Source organism: Pelagibacterium sp., from assembly GCF_048264985.1.
In the GTDB taxonomy this organism is placed as follows: Bacteria; Pseudomonadota; Alphaproteobacteria; order Rhizobiales; family Devosiaceae; genus Pelagibacterium.
Genome location: NZ_JBLXCL010000001.1, coordinates 566262 through 587586, shown reverse-complemented (window position 1 = coordinate 587586; position 21325 = coordinate 566262). Strand labels below are relative to the sequence as shown.

The following is a 21325-nucleotide window of genomic DNA, read 5'->3' as shown; positions in this document are numbered from 1 at the left end:
ACGCGCCAAGTTATAGAACTGTTTTCCGGGGTGGAGACCAATGAGCAAAATCATGCCGCTCGATCAGGCGGTGCGCGAGAACCTCAACAATGGCGACACAGTCGCGTTTGAAGGGTTCACGCATTTGATCCCGCATGCTGCAGGCCATGAGGCGATCCGGCAGGGGTTTAAAGATTTGACCCTGATCCGCATGACCCCCGACATTGTTTACGATCAGATGATTGGCATGGGGATGGCGAAGAAGGTCATTTTTTCCTATGCGGGCAATCCGGGCGTCGGCCTGCTGCGCCGGATGCGCGACGCCATCGAAAACCAATATCCACGCGCCATCGAAACCGTCGAGCATTCCCACGCGGCAATGGCCAATGCGTATGCCGCCGGTGCGGCCGGGCTGCCCTGCGCCGTGTTTCGCGGCTACAAGGGCGCAGACCTGCCCAAGGTCAACCCGGACATCAAATCGATCACCTGCCCCTATACGGGTGAAGAGCTGGCAACGGTGCCCGCGCACAATCCCGACGTGGCCTTCATCCATGCGCAAAAGGCAAACGAGAAGGGCGACGTTTTGATCGAAGGCATTGTCGGCGTTCAAAAGGAAGTCGCGCTGGCTGCCAAGAAGGTCGTCGTGACCGTCGAAGAGATCGTACCCGATTTCGCCGGCATGCACCCCAACCTCACCGTGCTACCCCACTGGACGGTAACGGCAATCGCCAAGGTGAAGGGCGGCGCACACCCGTCTTATACGCATGGCTATTACGCGCGCGACAATGCTGCGTATCTTGCGTGGAACGAGATTTCGGCAGACCGCGACCTGTTTACCAAATGGATGGACGAGAACGTTCTCAAGGCGACGCCCGAAGCGTTCGCAGACCGGATCAAGGGGCTTTGACGATGAGCGATTTCACCCCAACTGAAATGATGACGATTGCCGCCTCCCGCGCACTGTCATCGAAAGACGTTTGTTTTGTCGGCATCGGCGCACCTTCGGCCGCCTGCAACGTGGCCCGCCTGACCCATGCGCCCGATATTACGCTTATTTACGAGAGCGGGACCATAGGCACAGCGCCCGAAGTGCTGCCGCTTTCGATTGGCGATGGCGAGTTGTGCGAGACGGCGGTTTCGACAGTCGCCGTGCCGGAAATGTTTCGCTACTGGCTGCAAGGCGGCAAAATTTCCATCGGTTTTTTGGGTGCTGCGCAGATCGACAGGTTCGGCAATATCAACACGACTGTGATCGGCGACTACGACCACCCAAAGGTCCGCCTTCCAGGCGGCGGCGGTGCACCAGAAATCGCAACATCGTGCGGCGAGATTTACATCACGCTCAAACAGGCCACCCGCTCGATGGTTGAAAAGATCGATTTTTTCACCTCGTTCGGTCACGGAGAAGGCGGCGATCACCGCGAACGGCTGGGGATCAAGACCAAGGGGCCAACGCTTCTGATTACCGATCTTGCAATCTGGAAACCCGATCCGCAGACCAAGGAATTCACTGTCGTTTCGCTCCATGAAGGCGTGACACGGGAAATGGTGCAGGAAACTTGCGGATGGACTGTGAAATTTGCAGAAAATCTCGAACAGACCCCTGCCCCGAGCGCATTGGAACTGTCGACCCTGCGTGATCTGCAGGAGCGCACAAAGCGCGCCCATTCGGGCGGGAAGGCAGCGTAATGACCGAGGCATATATCTGCGATTACATCCGCACACCTATCGGGCGGTTCGGCGGCGCGCTCAGCAAAGTGCGACCCGACGATCTTGGCGCGCTGGTGCTCAAGGCACTGGTGGCGCGCAATCCGAGCGTGGACTTTGAAGCTGTCGAGGATGTTATCTTCGGTAACGCCAATCAGGCCGGCGAGGATAACCGCAACGTGGCGCGGATGAGCCTGTTGCTGGCGGGTTTGCCTGAGACCGTGACCGGCACGACCATCAACCGGCTGTGCGGCTCGGGGCTGGACGCGGTTCTGACGGCGGCACGGGCCATCAAGGCCGGCGAAGCCGATCTTATGATCGCAGGCGGCACCGAATCCATGAGCCGCGCGCCCTTTGTGATGCCCAAAGCCGATACTGCGTTTTCGCGCAATGCCGAGATTTACGACACGACAATCGGATGGCGGTTCGTCAACCCGGCGATGAAAGCCGCCCACGGCGTGGATTCCATGCCCGAAACCGGCGAAAACGTTGCCGCCGACTATACTATCTCGCGCCAGGATCAGGATAAATTTGCAGTGCGCAGCCAGGACAAGGCGGCAGCGGCGCAAGAAAACGGGCGCCTGGCCAAAGAGATCGTTGCCGTAACCATCCCGCAGCGCAAGGGTGATCCGGTGGTGGTCGATAAGGACGAGCATCCGCGGTCGACGACACTTGAAACCTTGGCAAAACTGCCCACGCCTTTCAAGAAGGACGGCGGCACCGTGACGGCTGGCAATGCGTCGGGCGTCAATGATGGGGCGGCGGCGCTGATCATCGCATCCGAAGCCGCAGTGAAAAAATATGGACTGAGGCCCATTGCACGGATTGTTGGTGGCGCGACAGCCGGTGTTCCACCACGGGTCATGGGCATCGGGCCCCTTCCCGCCTCGCAAAAGCTTATGGCGCGGCTCGGGCTGAGCACCGCAGACTTCGATCTGGTCGAACTCAACGAAGCGTTCGCATCTCAAGGGATCGCAGTGCTACGCGGGTTGGGAATTGCCGAGGATGCCGATTTCGTAAATCCCAATGGCGGCGCGATTGCGCTGGGGCATCCGCTGGGCATGTCGGGTGCGCGTATCGCTGGCACGGCAGCACTGGAAATGAGCCTGACAGGCAAGCAGCGCGCGCTGGTGACCATGTGTATCGGCGTAGGCCAAGGCATCGCGGCGGCGCTCGAAGCAGTCTAGCCAACGATCTGAGTACTGGCAGGGCAAGTGTGCCCCCGCGCCCGGACCTGCGCGCCAAGCTCTTCTTACACGGGAAGAATCTTGTGCTGAGCAGCGGGCGCGGGGCCCGTTTCTGTTTTTCGCCCACCTTGCAATTGCAGGGGCGAGCGGCTATATAACTGGCAGGCTCAATGGCGCGCGACAGACTGTGTCGCGTTTCCTGGACCGCAAGAGCAAAAACCGCTTTTGCTGGAAACGCCAAAATGGCAGCGCCTTTTTCAGTGCCGTGTTCTCCAACAATCATAAAACCGTAGCATGGCTGCCCGATAAGTGTGGCGCCGCTATTGTTCAGACGAGGCCGTGCAATGACGGTCAGAAAGCAATATGAAAACCATAGATTACAATGCCGAAGCCGCTCTCTATCTGGGCCGCGACTGGCGCAGTGCGCTCGAGCAGGGATCGAGACGATTCCCGAGCGCTGCAAAAGCCATCCGATTTGCACTTGAAGAAGTGCCACCCGTGAGTCTTCGCGGGGCACTGATGATCGTCGAGGGGCGAACCTATTCGCCTGACGATCTGCACGCACTTTATGACGATGCGTATTATCCGCTTGGGCGGAAGGCCGATTTCGAGGCGAAGCTGAGCGAACCCAGCGAACACTAGGACAAGACGGCCTCAGGCCGTCGTCGATTTGCGCCGGGGGGCGGCCTTCTTTTTGGGGGCCGCCTTCTTGGCTGCCTTGGTAATGGCGTCCTTGCGCTCTTGTTCAAGACGCAGGGCCTTGAGACGCTCTGTCTTGGCACGCGTTGCCTCAAGCACGATCTCTTCCTGGCGCAGCGCCTCTTTCTGGCGCGCTTCCATTTCGGCATGCTTGCGCTGAGGGCTGACTTTGGGGGGAGCGTCCATCGAATAGTTCTCCTAAAGGGAAAAGGCCGCCCCTATGTCGCGTTTTTATACAGGATAGGTGCGTACACCTATCCTGGAAACGCTGAGGGCGGCCTTCGTAGTGTTAGGCAGCCTGGATATTGATGGCCGACTTGCGTCCGTCACGACCGCTTTCGAGCTCGTAGCTCACGGCCTGACCTTCGACCAGCGTCGCCATTCCGGCGCGCTCAACAGCAGAGATGTGCACGAATGCATCTTCGCCGCCCTGGTCGGGCTGAATGAAGCCGAAGCCTTTGGTTGCATTGAAGAACTTTACCTTGCCCGAGATCATCGTGGATCCTTTCAGTGGCAGTGGACCCCGGCGCGACATGCGCCAAGGCCGCCCAAATCCCATAGGAATTTGCGGCTCAACGTCTAGCAATTGAGGATATCCAAGTATCCGGCGAACCGGGCGATCAGGTAGCCAAGAGCATCCAACGTGATAAAATAACACTATAGCAAATGCTTGGTTCAGGCAAGCGTCGCCCGCAGCATGGGCCTCTTCCATTCCCCGCACATGGCGTTATGGTCCCGCCATACGATTAAGGACCACCAATGACTGAGCAGCTTGTTTCCACTTTCCGTTCAATTACCGGCCCCCGCCACGTGCTGGTGGGCGATCGCGCAACCCGCCGCTACCGCAAAGGCTACCGCTATGGCGACGGACAGGTTCTGGCCGCGGTGCGGCCCGGCTCGCTTCTCGAAAAGTGGCGGACGCTCAAAGCGTGCGTCGAGGCCGGTGTGATTGTCATCGTCCAGGCTGCAAACACCGGGCTGACCGGCGGCTCGACACCGTTTGGGGAAGGTTATGACCGGCCCATCGTCATCATCAACACAATGCGCATTTCGCGCATCGACATGATCGAGGACGGCCGCCAGGTTATTGCCTTTCCAGGGGCCACGCTCGACAAACTCGAAAAGACCTTGCGCCCCATCGGGCGTGAACCCCATTCGGTGATCGGATCAAGCTGCATCGGCGCTTCGGTGACCGGCGGCGTTTGCAACAATTCGGGCGGCTCGCTGATCCAGCGCGGCCCGGCCTATACCGAGCTGGCCCTTTATGCCCAGATCGATGCCGATGGAACGCTGAAACTGGTGAACCACCTCGGTGTCGAACTTGGTGAGGATGCAGAGACCATCCTCTCGCGGCTCGACACTGGCCAATACTCGCCCACGGACGTCGCTCCCGAGGGCAACCGTCGGGCATCAGACCATGATTATCACCGCCATGTCCGCGACATCGAAGCGGACACGCCTGCCCGGTTCAACGCGGACCCACGCAAGCTGTTTGAAGCGTCGGGGAGCGCGGGCAAACTTGCAGTGTTCGCGTTGCGGCTCGACACGTTCGCTGCCGACAAGGACACTCAGGTGTTCTACATCGGATCGAACGATCCACGCGAACTCAACACGATCAGACGGCATATGCTGGGCCAGTTCACCCACCTGCCGATTGCCGGGGAATATCTGCACCGCGACGGCTACAAGCTGACCCAGAAATACGGCAAGGACACATTCCTGATCATCAAGATGTTCGGCACCGACAGGATACCGGCTGCATTTGCCGCGAAAAGCTGGGTGGACGGAATTACCGAAAAACTCGGACTGGGCGGAACGCTTTCGGACAGAGTTGTCCAGGTGATTACCGGTCTTTTGCCCGAGCACCTGCCGCGCCGCATGAACGCCTATCGCGATACCTACGAGCATCATCTGATCATCCGAATGGGCGGGGACGGTGTCGCCGAAGCACGAGCCTATCTTGAGAGCATCTTTCCCTCGTCGAACGGCGACTATTTCGAATGTACGCCGCAAGAGGGCGCCGACGCCTTTCTGCAGCGCTTTGCGTTCGGGGGCGCCGCAGTGCGCTATCGCGCCACCCACCCCCATGATGTCGAAGACATTCTGGCGCTCGATGTGGCCTTACCGCGCAATGAGATCGACTGGACACCCGAACTGCCCGCCGAGCTGGAAGCCCAGATCGAATACAAATCGATCTGCGGACATTTTTTCTGCCACGTCATGCATCAGGACTACATGATCAAAAAGGGCGCCGACGTCGCTGCCATCAAGGCGCAATTGCTGGCTTTGCTCGACACGCGGGGCGCCGAGTATCCGGCCGAACACAATGTCGGACATCTTTACGCCGCCAAACCATCGCTGGAAGAGTTTTATAAGTCTCTCGACCCCACCAACAGCTTCAACCCCGGCATCGGCAAAACCAGCAAAAAGAAGCAGTGGGCCTGAACGCATCCGGTCGCAAGGCGTTTGCCTCCCATCGGGAGCAGGCGCAGCCCGGTTATTTGTCGTGCCGGACGCACCGGGTTAGACTCTTTTCGGAGTCGAAAGGATATGAATCATGAGCGAAATCAACGCCGCCGGATCGGGCACATTCTCGCTGGGGGATCATTCGATCAACCGACTGGGCTTTGGTGCCATGCGCATCACCGGCCGGGGGATTTGGGGACCGCCGGAAGACCGTAACGGGGCGATCGCAATGCTCAGACGCCTGCCCGAACTCGGCGTCAATTTCATCGACACTGCCGATTCCTATGGACCCGATGTTTCAGAAGAACTGATCTGCGAGGCGCTTCATCCCTATGAAGGCCTTGTGGTGGCCACCAAAGCCGGCCTGACCCGGGCCGGTCCCGATCGCTGGGCGCCGAACGGGATGCCCGACTATTTGATCGAGCAGGCCAAAAAGAGTTTGAAGAAACTCGGCGTTGAACAGATCGCACTCTGGCAATTGCATCGTATCGACCCGCGCGTGCCAAGTGAGGAACAGTTCGGCGCGGTTAAGGCATTGCTCGACCAAGGCATCATTGCCAATGCCGGGCTGAGCCAGGTGAGCGTCGAGGAGATCGAGGCGGCCCAGAAGGTCTTTCCGGTGAAGACAGTGCAGAACAAGTATAATCTTGTCGATCGCGAGAGCGAGGATGTGCTCGATTATTGCGAGAAGAACGGCATCGGCTTTATCCCATGGTTTCCTCTGGCAGCGGGCAATCTGGCCAAACCCGGATCGGTTCTCGATGACATCGCCCAAAAGCACCAAGCAGCGCCGAGCCAGATCGCATTGGCCTGGGTGCTCAAGCGCAGCCCTGTGATGCTGCCCATCCCTGGCACCTCGAAGATCGGCCACCTCGAAGAAAATGTCGCAGCGGCGGCAATTGTCCTCTCCGATGAAGACTTCGCGGCGCTCGATGAGGCCGGACGGCGCTAGGCCGCGACATTCGCTCCCGTTGAACATGGGCCGGCAACACTTATGTGTGCCGGCCCTTTGACGTTTTTAAAGCAAGGACATCTCATGCGTTCGCTTCAGTACAGCCAGTTCGGCCCAGCAACCGAGGTCATCGGTGTGTCCGAGGTGGCCACCCCACAACCGGGCGAAGGCCAGGTGCTGGTTCGCACAACCCTGTCCCCGATCCACAATCACGATCTCTGGACGATTGCCGGTAGCTATGGCTACAAGCCCGCGCTTCCCGCTATCGGCGGCAGCGAGGCCGTGGGCATAATCGATGCGGTTGGCGACGGCGTCGACGCGAGCCTTGTGGGCAAGCGCGTCGTGGCGGGTGGAGCAGGCACCTGGGCACAGTTTTACGTGGCAAGCGCTGCTAGTGTGCTGCCGGTGCCCGACGCCATCGCCGATGACGCCGCCGCTCAACTCATGGCAATGCCATTCAGCGCCATTGCGCTGCTCGAATCCCTTGAAGCAAAAACCGGTGATTGGATTGTCCAGAGCGCAGCGAATGGCGCAGTTGGCAAGATCCTGGATACGCTGGCAACTTCACGCGGCATCAAGGTGCTCAACCTTGTTCGTCGCGACGCGGCGGTTGCCGAGCTTGAGGCGTTGGGCATCAAGAACGTTATTTCGACCAGCAGCGACGGCTGGCGCGAACGTGCCCGACAGGTGATCGGAGAGGACGGCGCCCGCGCTGCAGTCGATTCAATCGGTGGCAAGCTGGCCGGCGATCTTGCCCAATTGCTCGGCTATAAGGGCTTGCTCGTTTCGTTCGGTTCAGCCGCCGGCGAACCCATGACACTCGATTCCGGCGCCGTTATTTTCAAGCAGCTTGTCATCAAGGGATTTTGGGGCGCCAAGGTGCTGCCAGAGATGGCCGATACCGACAAGAGCCGCCTGATTGGCGAACTGGTGACGCTGGCCGCCAAGGGCCAGCTGCCGCTCGATGTCGACGGCATATATAGCCTTGATGATTTCAAAGGCGCCTTGGACGCAGCACAGACGCCGGGCCGCAAGGGCAAAGTTCTGTTCCGGCCATAACATGCAAAAAGGCCGCCTCGCGGCGGCCTTTTCAAAACCGATTGGCTTTCAAATTGCAGGGCGACACGCGCTCTGCAAGAAAGCGCTTAGTCAGCTGCCTGCAGGTTAACTGCTGAAGCGCGACCGTCGCGGCCCTTTTCCAGCTCGTAAGAAACGGCCTGGCCTTCGACCAAAGTGGTCATGCCCGAACGCTCTACAGCGGAAATGTGGACGAATGCGTCCTGGCCGCCCTGGTCAGGCTGAATGAAGCCGAAGCCCTTGGTGGTGTTGAAGAATTTTACTTTGCCAGTGATCATCTAGAGATCCTTTCGAATGGCGAATAGTTCGGGCGCGACATGCGCCGAACCCAACGTCTTGCAATAAAGGATATCCAAGTGACCGGAAAAGTACCGGCAGATCAGGTAGCCAAGCGCATCGAACGTATGAAGATACTCATTACAACGCTACTGCGCCCAAAACAAGGCCGTTGATGCGCCCGGCGCACAATTTGAGTCGCGCGCGCCGGGTCGGCTTTGCTCGGAACCTATCAGCCGAGCACTGAATTTAGGGCGGCAGCCGTCTTTTCGACTACGATATCGGCCTCGGCCTGGGTCAGACACAGCGGCGGCGCAAAGCCAATGATGTCGCCCTGCGGCATCGCACGGGCAATAACGCCAAGCTTTGCCATTTCGCCAACGATACGCGGCGCGACCTTTTCGCCAGCATCAAAGAATGTTGCCGTGTCGCGATCCTTGACCAGTTCGACAGCGCACAGCATGCCTTCGCCACGCACCTCGCCGACATTGGCGTGATCGGCAAGAGCCTCCTTCATCTGGGCGTTGAGATATGCTCCGGTCGAGCCGGCGTTTTCAACAAGGCCGAGTTTGTCGATCAGATTGAGGTTTGCAATCCCGGCTGCGGCGCCGATGGGATGGGCCGAATAGGTCCAACCGTGGCCGATAGGGCCATTTTCATCAGTCCCATCCATCAGAACCTGCCACATCCTGTCACCAACAATCGAGCCCGACAGCGGGGCGTAGGCCGAGGTCAGGCCCTTGGCAATTGTTATGAGATCGGGCCGCATACCGTAATGGTCCGAACCCATCATGGTCCCCAGGCGGCCAAAACCGGTGACCACTTCGTCGGCGATGAGCAGGATATCGTGCCGCTCCAGGACTTGCTGGATGGCTTCCCAATAGCCTGCGGGAGGCGGAACGATGCCGCCGGTGCCAAGGATCGGCTCGCCGATAAACGCAGCAATGGTATCGGCGCCTTCACGCTCGATCAGCGCCTCGAGTTCGGCGGCGCAATGGAGGACGAATTCGGCCTCGCTCATATTGCGGCGCGGGCGGCGATAATAATAGGGCGCCTCGGTATGGATAACCTGAGAGAGCGGCAGATCGAACTTGTTATGGAAAGTTGCAAGCCCGGTCATCGAGCCAGTCATCAGGCCCGAGCCGTGATAGCCGCGCCAGCGCGAGATGATCTTCTTTTTTTCCGGGCGACCGAGAATGTTGTTGTAGTACCAGACCAGCTTGATGTTGGTCTCGTTTGCGTCGGACCCGCCGAGCCCGAAATAGACCTTGCTCATATTGGCAGGCGCGCGATCGAGGACCATCTTGGCCAGCGTGATCGAGGCCTCGGTGCCGTGGCCGACATAGGCGTGGTAATAGGCAAGCTCTTTGGCCTGCTCGGCAATGGCGTCGGCGATTTCGGTGCGGCCATAGCCGACATTGACGCAATAAAGCCCGGCAAAGGCGTCGAGCAATTTGTTGCCATCACGGTCCTCGATATAGACGCCCGATGCTGTCTTGACGATGCGATTGGGGCTTTCGCCGCGCGCATGCTGGGCGAGATGGGTCGAGGGGTGGAAGAAATTTTCCCGATCCCACTGGTCGAGCTGATCGTTGGTGAGCATCTTTTTGGTCCTTTATTCTTGATACTTGATACCGGCGGGTGCTGCCCCTCAGCCCCAGTCGCGGCAGACATATTTCACCTCGGTGAATTCCTCCATGCCGAGCCGTGCGCCTTCCCGGCCCATGCCCGATTGCTTATAACCGCCGAAAGGAATGGGCGCGCCGGTGACCTTGGTGCGGTTGACCGCGACCATGCCGAACTGGAGCTGGCGGGAGGCGCGGTAAATACGGCGCGGGTCCATGGTATGCAGATACGCGATCAACCCGTATTCCGTGGCGTTGGCGCGAGCAATAGCCTCCTCTTCGCTATCAAAGGGACAAAGAGCGGCGACGGGACCAAAGGTTTCCTCATTCATGATGAGGGCGTCGGCGGGCACGTCAGTCAGGACTGTAGGCTGGAAGAACAGCGGACCGCTGTCATCCACCCTGCCCCCGGTCAGGCATTTCGCACCCTTGGCCAGCGCGTCCTCGACATGGGACACCTGTTTGGCGACGGCCTTTTCGTTCATCAGCGGGCCGATATCGGGATCGGACGAACCCGGGCCAACCGAAAGCGCGGCAGCAGCCTCGGCAAAGCGTTCGGCAAAGCTCTCGTAAACACGACGATCGATGAAAAACCGGTTGGCGCCGAGACAATCCTGGCCAGACGTGGCGAACTTGGCTTTCACAGCCTCCTCGACAGCCTGATCGAGATCGGCGTCGGCAAAGACGATGAAGGGCGCGTGACCGCCCAATTCCATGACGAGGCGCTTAACTGTGTCGGCCGACTGGCGATAGAGCAGCTTGCCAATTTCGGTGGAGCCTGTGAACGAGAGCACGCGCACGCGGGCATCGGCAGTCCAGGGTTCGACGATTGTCGGCGCCTTGCCGGTCACCACGTTGAACGCCCCTGCAGGAATCCCGGCACGGGCAGCGAGCACAGCGAGCGCGGTCGCCGAGAACGGGGTTTCCGACGATGGATGGACAAGACATGTACAGCCCGCGGCCAAAGCGGCAGCGGCCTTGCGGGTGATCATGGCCGAAGGGAAATTCCAGGGCGTGATCAGCGCTGCCACGCCTGCAGGCTCGCGCCAGATTTCCACTTCAGCATCGGGGAGATGCGAGGTTACGGATTCGATATTGGGGCGCTTGGCTTCCTCGGCAAAAAATTCAACGAACGAGGCAGCATAGGCGATCTCGCCGCGCGACTCGGAAATGGGCTTACCCTGTTCGGCGGTCATGATCTGGGCGAGATCTTCACGCGCGTCCATGATGAGATCGTACCAGCGACGCAGGATCGCAGAGCGTTCCTGGGGCAGAAGAGCGGACCAATGGGAAAAGGCTGTTTCGGCCTGATCGATGGCGGCAGAGGATTCCTCTGCGCTGAGCGCGGGAATTGTGCCGATCACATCGCTCGTTGCCGGATCTGTGACGGCAATATCTTCGCCCGAGGCTGCGGCGACCGGGCGGCCAGCCACATGGGCCAACTGGCAGAGCAGTTCGGGGTCGGCAAGGCTGGCGGCAAGGCCGTACGGGGCATGCTTGGCGGACAGGGTCGACATGGCGCGCGAAGTCCTTCGATTTATAGCGCAGGCCGACGAGAAAAAGTCTCCAGCTCGTTTCGACCGCACGCTTGGGGAACATAAAGCGATACTAGCGAGGATCGGGGAGAGACGTGCGCCAAACTGATGGGGGTAAAGGCGATGGTTCTCTCGGTTTGAAGGCCGAACCGAAGAGGGTTATTCTGGCAACAGCGCGACTCGCTGCGCTCCCGCCATTCGTTTCCTGCGATCGCAAAGGTACGACCCACAATGAAAACTTATGAAATTCCCGCGCTCGGCCGGGAAGTCTCCAGTGTCGTTCTGGGCATGATGCGTATTGCCAAGATGACAAACAGCGAAATCGACGCCCTTGTCGGCGGGGCCCGCGATGTGGGTGTGACCGTCCTCGATCACGCCGATATTTATGGCGGCGAGAGGCACAAATGCGAAGCGCGGTTTGGCGAAGCGGTGAGCCTGTCAGCGTCCGAGCGCGAAAACATTCTCATTCAATCCAAGGTCGGCATCCGCAAAGGCTATTTCGACTTTTCGGCTGACCATATTCTGACAAGTGTCGATGAATCGCTGGCCGCACTGGGGACGGACTACCTCGATATCCTGCTTCTGCATCGCCCCGATACGCTGGTCGAACCCGACGAGGTGGCAAACGCATTCGATACGCTGGCCGTATCGGGCAAGGTGCGCCATTTCGGTGTGTCCAACCACACGCCGGGGCAGATCGACCTGCTCAAAACAGCGGCCGGCCAACCCCTGATCTTCAATCAGATGCAGCTTTCGCTGGCCCATGCGCCATTGTTCGCACAAGGGGTGGCGGCCAATATGGCCGGGCTCGAGCAATCGGCCAGCCGCGACAACGGACTGCTTGAATATTCGCGGATCAACAAGATGACGCTGCAGGCGTGGTCGCCGTTCCAGGCCGGGTTTTTCGACGGAGTCTTCGTTGGCGATCGCGAACGGTTCCCAGACCTCAATGACGCGCTTGACGATGTTGCCGCTACCCACGGGGTAACACCGGGCGCTATCGCCGTTGCGTGGATCACACGGCATCCTGCCAACATCCAGGTCGTCCTGGGAACCACAAAGCCGACCCGCGTTGCAGAAGCGGCAGCAGGATCCGACGTGGAACTAAGCCGGGCCGAATGGTATCGGCTGTTTACGGCAGCCGGCCATACACTGCCGTAATCGAACAAACTAACAGCAGGCATGGCACCGCTGGGTGAGGAGAGTTCTCAACTCGCCTCTGCCACGGCGGTAACCGGGAGGGGGATATCCTTGACCGGCGATGTCACGACATAGGAATAATAGCGTCGCACGCCGATCTGGGCCGCCAGAAGATCTTCGATGAGTTTCTGGTAATCTTCAAGATCGCGGGTGATGATCTTGAGCATGTAGTCGATACCCCCGCCGACGGCCCAGCATTCAACGATCCTGTCGATCTTGCCGATAGCGGCTTCGAATCGGGAAAACACCTCGGCCTGGTGGCTCTCAAGCTCGATCTGCACAAACACTATGGTCAGCGGACCGAAAGCGCGCAGGGAAATTTTTGCGCCATAGCTTTCGATGATACCCGCATCTTCAAGGCGTTTCAGACGCTCCCAGCAGGGCGTGGGCGTGAGATTGACCCGTTCAGCGAGCGTAGCCTTTGGTATGCGGCCCTCACGCTGGAGGATCGCCAGAATTTTCAGGTCTCTGTCATCGAGCTTGAATTGAGCCTGGCGAATGGCAGCGCCCCTTTTTGCCAAAAGCTGTTGCATCGGCGCAAACTACTCTCTTGGGTGGCCTAACGTCCAGATTTTTACGAAGAAAAAGTTTCACAGCGCAAAGCCTCACCGGAGAACCCCTCCGATGAGCCAAGAATGCGGCACGCCGTTGGAAAGAGCTAGTTGTCTTCCAGAACGGCTTTGAGGAATTCGCGCGTGCGCTCTTCCTTTGGATCGGTGAACAGATCCTCGGGCTTGCCCTGTTCGAGGACCTTGCCCTGATCGAAAAAGCAGACCCTGTCGGAAATCTGACGCGCGAAATTCATTTCGTGAGTTACCAGCAGCATGGTGAGATCGTGCTCTTCGGCCAGCCGCCGGATAACGCCAAGCACTTCACCCACAAGTTCAGGATCGAGCGCCGAGGTCGGCTCGTCAAACAGCATGATCTTGGGCCGCATGGCCAGCGCCCTTGCAATCCCGACGCGCTGTTGCTGGCCGCCGGAAAGCTGGTGAGGGTATTTGTCAGCGTGAGCAGTCAGCCCAACCATTTCGAGCAATTCGTCAGCGCGTTCCTTGGCCTCGGCCTTGGAGACACCGAGCACCTGGGTGGGCGCTTCGGTGAGATTGCGGCGCACAGTCATGTGCGGGAACAGATTGAACTGCTGGAACACCATGCCCATCTTCTCGCGCATCTTGCGCAGATGGCCCTCGCCGGCCGGTTTGAGACTGCCGTCATTGGCTTTTTCATGCCAGAGCGTATCGCCATCGACATAGACGACGCCGTCCGAGATCGGCTCGAGCGTCATCAGGATGCGCAACACTGTGGACTTGCCCGACCCGGACGGCCCGATGATGGTGACCTTTTCGCCCCGCTGAACCTCGAAATCGAGTTCATTGATGACCGTGAAGGTGTCGAAGCGTTTGACGACCTTGTCGAACTTGATGATGGGGTCGGTCATTTAAGCGGAATCCCTCTTTTGGGCAGGGCGCGGTCAACGAAGCGGACCCCCGTTGAAGCCACCAAAGTCATGATGAGATAGATCCCGCCCACCATCGAGAGCGGAATGATGTAATCGAATGTGCGATCGCCAATGATGCGCGCAACGTTGAGCATTTCAAGAACCGTCACCACCGAAAGCAGCGGCACGTCCTTCATGATCGACACAAGGTAGTTGCCCATGGCTGGCACGATGCGCGGCACGGCCTGGGGCAGAATGATGTGCGTAAAGGTGCGCGTTCCTGACAGATTAAGGGCGCGCGCTGCCTCATGTTGTCCCTTTGCAACGGCTTCGATGCCGGCGCGATAGACTTCGGAGGTATAGGCCGAATATTGCAGCCCCAGCGCCAACGCACCCGTCATGAAGGCGGGAAGCACGATGCCGAATTCGGGCAGCACGTAATAGAGAAAGAACAACTGGATCAGTAGCGGTGTGTCACGCAAAAATTCCGTAACCACCGCAGCGGGCCAAGAAATAATCTTGAGCGGCGCGGCTTTGAGCGCGGCCCAGACGAGCCCGACAACCAGAGCGATGAAAAAGCCAAGCACCGTTGCCTGAATGGTCACCCACATGCCGATCAAGAGGATTGGCAGGATGGAGGCGGCGAAAGCCCAGCCGGACGACGTATCCCATGCAATTCCAAATAGCATTGTCTTACCTCGCTCCTGCGCGCCAACGGCCGACGAAGCGTTCGAGCAGCTTCATCATAGCCGTCAGAACCAGGGCCAAACCGAAATACATGAGCAGCGCCATCGTATAGATCGTCGTCGAATCCTGGGTGAAATTGCGTAGCTGCTCGGAGCGGAAGGCCAGGTCGGACAAGGAAATCAGCGAGACAAGCGCTGTATCCTTGAGATTTTGAACCGCGAGATTGCCGAAAGACGGCATCATCTCGGGGATGGCCTGGGGCAGCGCTACGCGCCAGAGCGTTTTGCGCGGTGTGAAATTGAGCGCCTTGGCAGCTTCGTACTGGTCTTTTGAGACCGACTCGATGGCCCCCCGGACAACTTCGGCGCCATAAGCGCCAATGTTGAGCGACAATGCCATGACCCCGGCAACGACGGGCGGCAGGCGCAGATCAAGTCCAACAGCCTGTCCGGCAACCGGCAATGCAAAATAGAGCCAAAACAGCTGTACAAGCAGGGATGTGCCACGGAAGATTTCGATATATCCAATCGAAATCGCCTTGATGAGCGGGTTGTGAGCGAGCTTTCCGATCCCTGCGGCGAACGCGAGGATCGCACCAAAAACAGTTGAATAGATCGTCAGTTCGATCGTCACCCAAGCCCCTTGCATCAGGGGGTTGAGATATTGGGTCCAATCCATGAAGGCGTTCTCGACCTAGCTTTTCTGGATACGGGTGAAGCTTAACCAATTCGCCAGCGGGCGCTTAAACGCAGCGCCCGCTGGCAGATCAGGTCACTTAGCCGAGGTTACTCGGTGCAGAGCTCTTCAGTGCTCATGTCGAACGAGCGCGACGTATCAGCATCGGTAAAGCCGTAGCCTGAAACCGAAGCCAGCCAGTCATCGGTCTGCTTGTACTCGCCGAGCACTTCGTTGACCGCATCGCGCAGCTCTTCATTGCCCTGTGCAAAGACGAAGCCGCCCCACGAACGTTGTTCGGTGCCGTCGATAACCGGATCGGTAAAGCCTTCGGCCACTTCCACAGCGTCGCTCTGGCCGGCCAGCTCGCTGGCGGTCAAACCGGTTGCTGCGTAGGCATTTGCCCGGCCCGTCGATACTGTCGAGATCGCATCGGCGTTGGACGAAATGGTCACAAGCTGATCCTCGGAAACGCCAAGGGCCTGCATCATGTCGAGCTGGTTAGCACCGGCCATGATGGCAACCATAAGGTCCGAATTTTCTGCGAAATCTGCATAACCGCTCAACCCATCAGGGTTACCGGAAGGGACCAGGAGACCTTCACCATACGAGGTGTTTGGCTCGGAATAGATCACCGTGGCGCAACGGGTCGGAATGATCGCCATTTCAGCGGCGACCATGTCGAAACGGTCGGCCTGCAGACCAGGGATCAGCGACGAAAAGTCAGTGGTGATCCATTCGATGTCGGTGACCCCGAGCTGCTCGACCACGTACTTTGCCACATCGGGACCAGCGCCCATGGCTTCACCCGAAACCGGATCGATATAGCCATAGGGAATTTCATTGGCGACCGCGATGCGGATCGAACCGCTCTCCTGAATTTCTTCAAGGCTTGCGGCCTGAGTGGCGCCTGCAAAGGTGAGCGCGGCTGCGCCGGCGAGCAGGGTTGTCTTGAGGGCCTTGGAAATTGTTGTGTGCATAATGTTCCTGTCCTTTGATATTATCGCTGACATTGTGCGCAGTGCCAAAATTGAAGCCAAATAGGCTCACAATTCATTCAAAGTCGGGCGGCATCGCACCCGAAATCTATTCAGGGACAAAGCCACCTCGTCACTGCCGAACTTGAGCGTTCGCTGCACATAATGCTTTAACACGGACTAGGGTTGCCAACTTCTTGCCACAAGTCGAGGGACGATACGTCTATATAGGGCGGGGTTTGGCAGCAAGATGTCCTGCCAAGTTTGGTCAAAATGGAAGGACCACCCTCGCTACGTGGCTGCATAGTCGAAGGAAAATGAAATGCCGAACAAGCCCGCACGTGGCGCATAGGGTCGGTGTGTCGGCTGACTCGCGTGCAGAACTGAGGGGTGGTGCATGGCCGCAATGGTGACGATGGCGGAGGTTCTCGCGGCCCGCCGACGCATTTGCAAGCTTGTGCACCGCACAGCGCAAACGACGAGCCAGGCGCTGTCCGAAACGACCGGACAGACGATCCTCCTGAAAAACGAGCATCAGCAACTGACCGGCAGCTTCAAGCTGCGTGGCGCCACCAATGCCGTACTTTCCCTTTCCGACCAGGAGCGGTCTCGCGGGGTAACCGCCGCGTCGACCGGCAATCATGGTCGCGCCCTTTCACACGCCGCCAACGCCGCAGGAACGCGGGCGGTGATTTGCATGTCATCACTGGTGCCGACCAACAAGATAGAAGCGATAAAGGCACTTGGGGCGGAAGCGCGGATCGTGGGCAAGAGTCAGGACGATGCGCAAATCGAGGTGGACCGGCTGGTCAAAGAGGCCGGTTTTGTCGATATCCCGCCGTTCGACCGGGCCGAAGTGATCGCAGGACAAGGAACGATCGGGCTTGAAATCATGGAGGACGCGCCCGAGCTCGATGCTGTGCTGGTGCCGCTTTCGGGTGGCGGGCTGATTGCCGGGATTGCGCTGGCGATAAAAACCCTGTCGCCGCGCACACGAGTCATCGGGGTGAGCATGGAGCGCGGTGCTGCGATGGTTGCCTGCCTTGCGGCGGGCAGGCCCATCGATGTTGAAGAGGTTGAAACGCTTGCCGATTCGCTCGGCGGGGGGATCGGATTGGCCAATCGCTACACCTTCTCCATGGTGCGCGAGCTCGTCGACGAAACCATAGTTTTAAGCGAACGCGAAATCGCCCAGGCCATCGCCCATGGCTATTTCCAGGAACGCGCAGTGCTTGAAGGCGGGGCAGCTGTGGGGATCGGGGCGATCCTTGCCGGAAAGTTCAAACCGAGCGGGCCGACAGCTCTTGTGCTCTCGGGCGGCAATATCGACATGTCCGTGCACAGTCAGATCGTTGCCGGCACGCACAAAGCCCTGCGCGAGGCGGCATAATGGCTGATGTGCAGATCCTTACAGAAGCCGATTTGAGAACGCTCGTACCGCTTGATCTCGAGGCGCTCGATTGTGTCGAGAGCGCTTTTGTGGCGCTGGCCGGGGGCGATGTTGTCATGCCGCCGATCTTGCGGCTCGATATTGCCGAGGCGAATGGCGAGGTGGACGTCAAGACTGCCTATGTTCCCGGACTGGACAGCTTTGCGATTAAGATGAGTCCGGGCTTTTTCGACAATCCCCGGCTGGGGCTGGCCTCAACCAATGGGTTGATGGTTGTGTTATCGGCCAAGACCGGACTGCTCGAAGCGCTGCTGCTCGATAACGGATATCTGACAGATGTTCGGACGGCGGCGGCGGGAGCAGTCGCGGCCAAACATCTTTCGCGCGTCGATTCCGAGAGTGTCGCCATAATCGGGGCCGGGATGCAGGCCAAACTGCAGCTCGAGGCGCTCGCGCTGGTGCGACCGATCAAGAAGGCTGTGATTTGGGCGCGCGATCGGAACAAAGCCGAAGATCTGGCGCGCCACGCCTCCCAGACCCTAAAGATCGCGGCGCTGGTGGCAAGCAGCCCCGAGGCCGCTGTGCGCGGGGCCGATGTAATCGTGACCACAACACCAGCCACAGCACCACTTGTCATGGCCGACTGGATCGAACCGGGCCAGCATCTGACCGCTATGGGATCGGATGCGGAGCACAAGAACGAAATCGACCCGGCGCTAGTGAAAAAAGCGGATGTCTACATCGCCGACCGTCTGAGCCAGACACGTCTGCTGGGCGAATTGCACCACGCAATAGCGACGGGGCATGTGGATGATGACGCAGTGTTTTCCGAACTTGGAGAGGTGATCGCCGGAACCGGGGCGGGACGCACCGATCCCAACCAGATCACATTCGTCGACCTCACCGGAACCGGGGTTCAGGATACCGCTATCGCCACCCTGGCCCGAACGCGCGCGCAAACGAGCGGCGCGGGCACACTCATCCAGACCTGATTGTCAGGTCTATTTCTGGAGCGCTTAGGCAAAATGCCCAACACCCGCCTGCCGTTTACACTACCCGAATATTACGAGCGCCTGGAGGCCGTGCGCCGGTCGATGCAGACGCAGGGCATCGATGTCCTGATCGTGACCAATCCCTCCAACATGCACTGGCTGACCGGGTATGACGGGTGGAGCTTTTACGTGCATCAGGCGGTGATCGTTTCGCTGACCGACGAGCCGTTGTGGTGGGGACGCCCCATGGATGCCGTGGGCGCCGAAAAGACCACATGGCTGTCGACAGACTCGATCTATTTTTATCCCGACGATTTCGTCCAGAACCCCGAAAAACATGCCTATGTGCATCTGAGCGGCGTGCTCAAGGACAAGGGCTGGGATCAGCGCCGTATCGGCGTCGAGATGGACAATTACTATTTCACCGCCGCATGCCTTGAAACGTTGCGTGCCGAAATCCACGACATCGCTGTTGTCGATGCGACCTCGGTTGTCACCTGGCAGCGTTCGGTCAAATCGGAGGCCGAAATCGAGTATATGCGCCGGGCGGCGCGCATCGTTGAGGCCATGCATGCGCGGATCCGGGAGGTGACGCGACCGGGATTGCGCAAGAACGAGCTTGTCGCCGAAATCTATCATGCCTCCCTTGTCGGTGCCGACGGCTATGGTGGAGACTATTCGGCCATCGTGCCGCTGACCCCATCGGGGCGGGATGCCGCCGCTGCTCATCTGACCTGGGACGACAGGGAACTTGTCAAAGGCGAAGGCACGTTCTTTGAAATTGCAGGGTGCTACAAGCGCTACCACTGCCCGATTTCTCGGACCGTCTATCTGGGCAAGCCACCCAAGGACATGCTCAAGGCGCAAGAGGCGGTGCTCGAAGGTCTGGCTGCCGGCATGGCCGTGGCCAAGCCCGGCTATACCTGCGGGGAGATCGCCGACGCGTTTTTCGGCGTCCTCAAGAAATATGGCGTCGAGAAAACCTCACGCACCGGATATTCGGTCGGGCTGTCTTATCCTCCCGATTGGGGCGAGCACACAATGAGCATCCGTCCGGGCGATCCTTCAGTCCTGCGGGCCAATATGGTGTTTCACTTCATGCCGGCCATCTGGACGCCCGATTGGGGATTGGAAATCACCGAGACCATGCGCATTACCGACGATGGTGGGCCGGAATGCCTGGCCAATGTGCCGCGCGAACTGTTCGTGAAAACCTAAAAGGGATGGACGCCCCTTCGCGCCTTGGAGGGTTTGGGGCTTCGCCAAGAACACATATCAATATTGGAGAAAACCTTGGCCCATAGACTGCTCGGTGAAACGCTGGAGATCCTCGCGGATCTGATCGGGTTTGAATCGGTATCCTCAGAGAGCAACCTCGAAATGATCGCCTATATCAATCATAGGCTCGATCAGATCGGGACGCGGACCTACCTCACGCTCAACGAGACCGGTAACAAGGCCAATCTTTTCGCAACGCTGGGGCCGCCTGAGGCCGACGGGGGCATTGTGCTGTCCGGCCACACCGATGTGGTGCCTGTCGAGGGACAGGACTGGAGTTCGGATCCCTTCACCGCCACGCTGCGCAATCGGCGGATTTACGGTCGTGGGTCGTGCGACATGAAGGGCTTTATAGCGTGCGCGCTGGCCTTTGCGCCCTACTTCCAGGAGATCGACCTCAAACGCCCGATCCATCTGGCCTTTACCTATGACGAGGAGGTGGGGTGTCTTGGCGCGCATGTGATGCTCAAGGAACTCAAGACGACGGGCCGCAAGCCATCACTGTGCATAGTGGGCGAGCCAACGATGATGAAGATTGTCGAGGGCAACAAGGGATGCTGCGAATACACGACGCATTTCACTGGACTTGAGGGTCACGGATCAATGCCCGAGAGGGGCGTCAATGCTGTTGAATATGCTGTGCAGTATGTCACCAAGCTGCTCGAAATCGGTGGGGCGCTAAAAGACCGCGCGCCGGAAGGCAGCAGGTTCGATCCGCCCTGGTCGACAATCCAGATCGGTAAAATGGCTGGCGGCATTGCCCGCAACATCATCCCCGGCTCATGCTCGGTGGAATGGGAATTGCGCCACGTCAATTCGGGCGATTTTTCCTTTACCCATGAACAGATCACAGCCTTTGTCGAGAAAACCCTGTTGCCCAAGATGGTCGATATCCATCCCGATGCTGCCGTGATCACCGAGACGATCGGCGAAGTCGCCGGCCTTGAGCCGATGACCAAATCGGAAGCTGTGGCGCTTGTGCGGGCGCTGACGGGCAACGAGGATCCCGCCGAATGCGTGGCGTTTTCGACCGAGGCGGGCTTGTTTCAGGAGATGGGGATCGACACTGTGATCTGCGGGCCCGGCTCGATCGAGCAGGCACACAAGCCCGACGAGTTTGTCGAACTCGATCAGTTGAGCGCCTGCCTTGAGATGATCGAGGGACTGGAACGCGATCAGTAACGG

The 21325-nt window shown here is 59.0% G+C and carries 22 protein-coding genes; 12 read left to right on the top strand and 10 right to left on the bottom strand.

What is annotated here, in order from left to right; all coding sequences use genetic code 11:
• Positions 1-40: 40 nt before the first annotated feature.
• The 4 genes from ACN0TA_RS02985 (at position 41) to ACN0TA_RS02970 (ending at position 3515) form a co-directional block, all read left to right on the top strand.
• Positions 41-886 (top strand): CoA transferase subunit A, encoded by an 846-nt coding sequence (locus ACN0TA_RS02985; RefSeq protein WP_417579660.1) that lies wholly within the window; start codon positions 41-43, stop codon positions 884-886.
• 2 nt (positions 887-888) lie between these two features.
• The gene (locus ACN0TA_RS02980) at positions 889-1668 is read left to right on the top strand and encodes a CoA-transferase subunit beta (protein WP_417579658.1); all 780 of its coding nucleotides are present in this window, start codon (positions 889-891) and stop codon (positions 1666-1668) included.
• Positions 1668-2873: a 3-oxoadipyl-CoA thiolase gene (gene pcaF / locus ACN0TA_RS02975; RefSeq protein WP_417579656.1), complete on the top strand. Its 1206-nt coding sequence runs from the start codon at positions 1668-1670 to the stop codon at positions 2871-2873. The genes ACN0TA_RS02980 and pcaF overlap by 1 nt, the downstream gene beginning before the upstream one ends.
• Positions 2874-3236: 363 nt before the next feature.
• Entirely contained in the window at positions 3237-3515 is a 279-nt protein-coding gene (locus ACN0TA_RS02970) for a hypothetical protein (protein WP_417579654.1), read from the top strand.
• 12 nt (positions 3516-3527) lie between these two features.
• Here the strand turns inward: ACN0TA_RS02970 and ACN0TA_RS02965 are convergent, their stop codons facing one another.
• Complete coding sequence (locus tag ACN0TA_RS02965; protein ID WP_417579652.1) at positions 3528-3758, bottom strand: hypothetical protein; 231 nt, start codon at positions 3756-3758, stop codon at positions 3528-3530.
• Positions 3759-3861: 103 nt separating this feature from the next.
• Positions 3862-4068, bottom strand: a complete 207-nt coding sequence (locus tag ACN0TA_RS02960) for a cold-shock protein (protein WP_014129445.1) — start codon at positions 4066-4068, stop codon at positions 3862-3864.
• A 263-nt stretch (positions 4069-4331) separates the two neighbouring features.
• Between ACN0TA_RS02960 and dld the strand changes: the two genes are divergently transcribed.
• From dld to ACN0TA_RS02945, 3 genes are all read left to right on the top strand, one after another.
• The gene (gene dld, locus ACN0TA_RS02955; RefSeq protein WP_417579649.1) at positions 4332-6017 is read left to right on the top strand and encodes a D-lactate dehydrogenase; all 1686 of its coding nucleotides are present in this window, start codon (positions 4332-4334) and stop codon (positions 6015-6017) included.
• A gap of 112 nt (positions 6018-6129) precedes the next feature.
• Positions 6130-6990, top strand: a complete 861-nt coding sequence (locus ACN0TA_RS02950; RefSeq protein ID WP_417579646.1) for an aldo/keto reductase — start codon at positions 6130-6132, stop codon at positions 6988-6990.
• Between the two features lie 84 nt (positions 6991-7074).
• On the top strand, positions 7075-8049 hold the full coding sequence (locus ACN0TA_RS02945; RefSeq protein ID WP_417579643.1) for a zinc-binding dehydrogenase: 975 nt from the start codon (positions 7075-7077) through the stop codon (positions 8047-8049).
• A gap of 86 nt (positions 8050-8135) precedes the next feature.
• Here ACN0TA_RS02945 and ACN0TA_RS02940 read toward each other — a convergent pair whose 3' ends face one another.
• The 3 genes from ACN0TA_RS02940 to ACN0TA_RS02930 all read right to left on the bottom strand — a co-directional run bounded on the left by ACN0TA_RS02940 (position 8136) and on the right by ACN0TA_RS02930 (position 11485).
• Positions 8136-8345 carry a cold-shock protein gene (locus tag ACN0TA_RS02940; RefSeq protein ID WP_350057315.1) on the bottom strand — a complete coding sequence of 70 codons (210 nt, stop codon included), beginning with the start codon at positions 8343-8345 and terminating at the stop codon, positions 8136-8138.
• A 230-nt stretch (positions 8346-8575) separates the two neighbouring features.
• Complete coding sequence (locus tag ACN0TA_RS02935) at positions 8576-9946, bottom strand: aspartate aminotransferase family protein (protein WP_417579640.1); 1371 nt, start codon at positions 9944-9946, stop codon at positions 8576-8578.
• Between the two features lie 48 nt (positions 9947-9994).
• The gene (locus tag ACN0TA_RS02930) at positions 9995-11485 is read right to left on the bottom strand and encodes an NAD-dependent succinate-semialdehyde dehydrogenase (RefSeq protein ID WP_417579638.1); all 1491 of its coding nucleotides are present in this window, start codon (positions 11483-11485) and stop codon (positions 9995-9997) included.
• A gap of 249 nt (positions 11486-11734) precedes the next feature.
• On the opposite strand from ACN0TA_RS02930, the gene ACN0TA_RS02925 reads away from it, so the two are divergent.
• On the top strand, positions 11735-12664 hold the full coding sequence (locus ACN0TA_RS02925) for an aldo/keto reductase (protein ID WP_417579636.1): 930 nt from the start codon (positions 11735-11737) through the stop codon (positions 12662-12664).
• Between the two features lie 47 nt (positions 12665-12711).
• Here the strand turns inward: ACN0TA_RS02925 and ACN0TA_RS02920 are convergent, their stop codons facing one another.
• The 5 genes from ACN0TA_RS02920 to ehuB all read right to left on the bottom strand — a co-directional run bounded on the left by ACN0TA_RS02920 (position 12712) and on the right by ehuB (position 16483).
• Complete coding sequence (locus ACN0TA_RS02920; protein ID WP_417579634.1) at positions 12712-13236, bottom strand: Lrp/AsnC family transcriptional regulator; 525 nt, start codon at positions 13234-13236, stop codon at positions 12712-12714.
• A gap of 125 nt (positions 13237-13361) precedes the next feature.
• On the bottom strand, positions 13362-14141 hold the full coding sequence (ehuA, locus tag ACN0TA_RS02915; protein WP_417579632.1) for an ectoine/hydroxyectoine ABC transporter ATP-binding protein EhuA: 780 nt from the start codon (positions 14139-14141) through the stop codon (positions 13362-13364).
• The gene (ehuD, locus tag ACN0TA_RS02910) at positions 14138-14830 is read right to left on the bottom strand and encodes an ectoine/hydroxyectoine ABC transporter permease subunit EhuD (RefSeq protein ID WP_417579630.1); all 693 of its coding nucleotides are present in this window, start codon (positions 14828-14830) and stop codon (positions 14138-14140) included. Before ehuD ends, ehuA begins: the two co-directional genes overlap by 4 nt.
• Before the next feature lie 4 nt (positions 14831-14834).
• On the bottom strand, positions 14835-15506 hold the full coding sequence (gene ehuC / locus ACN0TA_RS02905; RefSeq protein ID WP_417579628.1) for an ectoine/hydroxyectoine ABC transporter permease subunit EhuC: 672 nt from the start codon (positions 15504-15506) through the stop codon (positions 14835-14837).
• Positions 15507-15613: 107 nt separating this feature from the next.
• Positions 15614-16483, bottom strand: coding sequence for an ectoine/hydroxyectoine ABC transporter substrate-binding protein EhuB (gene ehuB, locus ACN0TA_RS02900; RefSeq protein WP_417579626.1), 870 nt, complete (start codon positions 16481-16483; stop codon positions 15614-15616).
• A 394-nt stretch (positions 16484-16877) separates the two neighbouring features.
• On the opposite strand from ehuB, the gene eutB reads away from it, so the two are divergent.
• From eutB to argE, 4 genes are all read left to right on the top strand, one after another.
• Positions 16878-17870, top strand: a complete 993-nt coding sequence (gene eutB / locus ACN0TA_RS02895) for a hydroxyectoine utilization dehydratase EutB (RefSeq protein ID WP_417579624.1) — start codon at positions 16878-16880, stop codon at positions 17868-17870.
• Positions 17870-18862: an ectoine utilization protein EutC gene (eutC, locus tag ACN0TA_RS02890; RefSeq protein ID WP_417579622.1), complete on the top strand. Its 993-nt coding sequence runs from the start codon at positions 17870-17872 to the stop codon at positions 18860-18862. Before eutB ends, eutC begins: the two co-directional genes overlap by 1 nt.
• A 33-nt stretch (positions 18863-18895) precedes the next feature.
• A complete protein-coding gene (locus ACN0TA_RS02885) occupies positions 18896-20080 on the top strand; it encodes a M24 family metallopeptidase (protein ID WP_417579620.1) in 1185 nt (394 codons plus the stop codon).
• A gap of 75 nt (positions 20081-20155) precedes the next feature.
• Positions 20156-21322, top strand: coding sequence for an acetylornithine deacetylase (gene argE, locus ACN0TA_RS02880; protein WP_417579618.1), 1167 nt, complete (start codon positions 20156-20158; stop codon positions 21320-21322).
• Positions 21323-21325: the final 3 nt, after the last annotated feature.

Excerpts from the sequence above, each read along its gene's own strand:
- ACN0TA_RS02985 (WP_417579660.1), top strand. The coding sequence starts at position 41 with ATGAGCAAAATCATGCCGCTCGATCAGGCGGTGCGCGAGAACCTCAAC.
- ACN0TA_RS02980 (WP_417579658.1), top strand. The coding sequence starts at position 889 with ATGAGCGATTTCACCCCAACTGAAATGATGACGATTGCCGCCTCCCGC.
- pcaF (WP_417579656.1), top strand. The coding sequence starts at position 1,668 with ATGACCGAGGCATATATCTGCGATTACATCCGCACACCTATCGGGCGG.
- ACN0TA_RS02970 (WP_417579654.1), top strand. The coding sequence starts at position 3,237 with ATGAAAACCATAGATTACAATGCCGAAGCCGCTCTCTATCTGGGCCGC.
- ACN0TA_RS02965 (WP_417579652.1), bottom strand. The coding sequence starts at position 3,758 with ATGGACGCTCCCCCCAAAGTCAGCCCTCAGCGCAAGCATGCCGAAATG.
- ACN0TA_RS02960 (WP_014129445.1), bottom strand. The coding sequence starts at position 4,068 with ATGATCTCGGGCAAGGTAAAGTTCTTCAATGCAACCAAAGGCTTCGGC.
- dld (WP_417579649.1), top strand. The coding sequence starts at position 4,332 with ATGACTGAGCAGCTTGTTTCCACTTTCCGTTCAATTACCGGCCCCCGC.
- ACN0TA_RS02950 (WP_417579646.1), top strand. The coding sequence starts at position 6,130 with ATGAGCGAAATCAACGCCGCCGGATCGGGCACATTCTCGCTGGGGGAT.
- ACN0TA_RS02945 (WP_417579643.1), top strand. The coding sequence starts at position 7,075 with ATGCGTTCGCTTCAGTACAGCCAGTTCGGCCCAGCAACCGAGGTCATC.
- ACN0TA_RS02940 (WP_350057315.1), bottom strand. The coding sequence starts at position 8,345 with ATGATCACTGGCAAAGTAAAATTCTTCAACACCACCAAGGGCTTCGGC.
- ACN0TA_RS02935 (WP_417579640.1), bottom strand. The coding sequence starts at position 9,946 with ATGCTCACCAACGATCAGCTCGACCAGTGGGATCGGGAAAATTTCTTC.
- ACN0TA_RS02930 (WP_417579638.1), bottom strand. The coding sequence starts at position 11,485 with ATGTCGACCCTGTCCGCCAAGCATGCCCCGTACGGCCTTGCCGCCAGC.
- ACN0TA_RS02925 (WP_417579636.1), top strand. The coding sequence starts at position 11,735 with ATGAAAACTTATGAAATTCCCGCGCTCGGCCGGGAAGTCTCCAGTGTC.
- ACN0TA_RS02920 (WP_417579634.1), bottom strand. The coding sequence starts at position 13,236 with ATGCAACAGCTTTTGGCAAAAAGGGGCGCTGCCATTCGCCAGGCTCAA.
- ehuA (WP_417579632.1), bottom strand. The coding sequence starts at position 14,141 with ATGACCGACCCCATCATCAAGTTCGACAAGGTCGTCAAACGCTTCGAC.
- ehuD (WP_417579630.1), bottom strand. The coding sequence starts at position 14,830 with ATGCTATTTGGAATTGCATGGGATACGTCGTCCGGCTGGGCTTTCGCC.
- ehuC (WP_417579628.1), bottom strand. The coding sequence starts at position 15,506 with ATGGATTGGACCCAATATCTCAACCCCCTGATGCAAGGGGCTTGGGTG.
- ehuB (WP_417579626.1), bottom strand. The coding sequence starts at position 16,483 with ATGCACACAACAATTTCCAAGGCCCTCAAGACAACCCTGCTCGCCGGC.
- eutB (WP_417579624.1), top strand. The coding sequence starts at position 16,878 with ATGGCCGCAATGGTGACGATGGCGGAGGTTCTCGCGGCCCGCCGACGC.
- eutC (WP_417579622.1), top strand. The coding sequence starts at position 17,870 with ATGGCTGATGTGCAGATCCTTACAGAAGCCGATTTGAGAACGCTCGTA.
- ACN0TA_RS02885 (WP_417579620.1), top strand. The coding sequence starts at position 18,896 with ATGCCCAACACCCGCCTGCCGTTTACACTACCCGAATATTACGAGCGC.